The sequence below is a fragment of the Acidovorax sp. KPB24-07 genome (genome assembly GCF_057543315.1).
Genome location: NZ_BAAJYS010000525.1, coordinates 1 through 1,942, shown reverse-complemented (window position 1 = coordinate 1,942; position 1,942 = coordinate 1). Strand labels below are relative to the sequence as shown.

Sequence of the window (1,942 nt, the reverse complement as noted above, 5' to 3'; positions counted from 1 at the left end):
CGGCCTCGGCACCGTGCTGCTGGCGCAGCAGGTGCAGGCAGCAGTCGATGCCCGCGGCGGTGCCGGCCGAGGTCAGCACCGTGCCATCTTCCACATACAGCACCTCGGGCCGAAGCGCCACCTGCGGGTAACGCTGCGCGAACGCCTGCGCCAGCGCCCAGTGGGTCGTGGCGGCGCGGCCGTCGAGCAGCCCCGCCTCGGCCAGTACGAACGCCCCCAGGCACAGGCCCACGATGCGCGCGCCCCGGCGGTGCGCGGCCCACCAGCGCCGCGAGCAGTTCGGGAGGCGCGGGAGCCAGGTTCTCGTGCCAGGACGGCACCACGACGATCTGCGCGCGCCGCAGCACCGCAAGGCTGTGCGCCACGTCGATGCCGAACCCGGCGGACGTGCGCATCGGGCCGGGCGCCACGCCGCACACCCGCAGCCGGTAGCGCGGTGCGCCTTGCGCCGTGCGGTCCTCGCCGAACACCAGGCAGGGCACCGAAAGATGAAAGGGGCTGATGCCGTCGAAGGCCACGACGGCCACGGTGTCGGGGGCGGACTGGGAGACGGTGCGCATGATGGCCCAATTCTATCGATCGGTGTCGATCCAGCCACTTTCAGCGATAGCGCGGAAAGCGAACAATCACCTCCGACCCTTCCGCCGCTTCAGGCACCCCCCCCTTCGAAAGGACTTCGAGAATGCCCTCCACCCCCACCACTCCCCGCCGCGCCCTGGTCGTCATCGACGTGCAGAACGAGTACTTCGCAGGCGGCAACCTGCCCATCGAATACCCGCCGGTGGCCGACACACTGCCCAACATCGCCCGCGCCATGGACGCCGCTCAGGCCGCCGGCGTGCCGGTGGTGGTGGTGCAGCACACCGCGCCCACGGGCGCGCCCGTGTTCGACAAGGCCACGGACCGCTGGCAACTGCACCCGGAAGTGGCACGCCGGCCTGCCGACCACCGCATCGAAAAACAGCTCGCCAGCGTCTTTGCGAACACCGACCTGGCCGACTGGCTGGCTGCCCGCGGCATCGACACGCTGACCGTGGTGGGCTACATGACGCACAACTGCGACGCCAGCACGGTGTTCGAGGCCGCGCACCGGGGTTTGGCCGTGGAGTTCCTGAGCGATGCCAGCGGCGCCCTGCCTTATGCCAATGCGGCCGGCCGCGTGAGCGCCGAGGAAATCCACCGCGTGTTCAGCGTGGTGTTCCACAGCAACTTCGCGGCGGTGGCGACCACCCGGGACTGGCTGGCGGCCGTGCAGGCCGGCCAGGCCCTGCCGAAGGGCGATGTGTATTCGTCGAACCAGCGCGGGCGCGATGCCGCCTGAACAGTAGTGCAGTAGCGGCGAACACCGACCCGTCGGCGCTCCCTGCGGAGCGCAAGGGGGTCGCTCAGGGCCAGAAGGGCCCGAGCCGCTCGATGCGCTGCGACTGCACGGCGGCCAGGCGGGCGGGCTCGACGCGCCCGGGTGCGATCTCGGCCAGGGGCTGCAGCACGAAGGCGCGCTCGCCCATGCGCGGGTGGGGCACGGTGAGTTCCGGGGTGTCGATGCGCTCTTCGCCGTACAAAAGCATGTCCAGGTCCAGCGTGCGCGGCGCGTTGCGGTAGGGGCGCTCGCGGCCGGCCGCCTGCTCGACGGCTTGCAGGGCATGCAGCAGGTCAATGGCGGCCAGCGGGGTGGCCAGTTCAGCCACGGCATTCCAGTAGTCCGGGCCACCGGCATCCACCGGTGCGCTGCGGTACAGCGACGACACCCGCAGCAAACGGCTGCCGGGCCATTGCGCCATGGCATCGAGCGCGCCGAGCAGCGCTGCCCGCGCATCGCCCAGGTTGGCGCCCAGGCCGATCCAGGCGGAGACCGGGGTGCCTGGGCCGCCCGCCGGAAAGGACACCGCCGCCATACCGTGCCCTGCCCCGTTCAATCGCCCGAAGGGCCGGACGAGGCATC

At 71.4% G+C, this 1,942-nt stretch carries 2 protein-coding genes and 1 pseudogene; 1 reads left to right on the top strand and 2 read right to left on the bottom strand.

Annotation, left to right across the window (positions count from 1 at the left end; all coding sequences use genetic code 11):
* Positions 1-560 (bottom strand): annotated as a pseudogene (locus AC27IQ_RS23435) (AraC family transcriptional regulator); the annotation flags it as partial.
* A gap of 122 nt (positions 561-682) precedes the next feature.
* Here AC27IQ_RS23435 and AC27IQ_RS23430 point away from each other — a divergent pair.
* Positions 683-1,321, top strand: a complete 639-nt coding sequence (locus AC27IQ_RS23430; RefSeq protein ID WP_487090986.1) for a cysteine hydrolase family protein — start codon at positions 683-685, stop codon at positions 1,319-1,321.
* A gap of 64 nt (positions 1,322-1,385) precedes the next feature.
* Here AC27IQ_RS23430 and folK read toward each other — a convergent pair whose 3' ends face one another.
* Complete coding sequence (gene folK, locus AC27IQ_RS23425; protein ID WP_487090987.1) at positions 1,386-1,895, bottom strand: 2-amino-4-hydroxy-6-hydroxymethyldihydropteridine diphosphokinase; 510 nt, start codon at positions 1,893-1,895, stop codon at positions 1,386-1,388.
* Positions 1,896-1,942 lie beyond the last annotated feature (47 nt).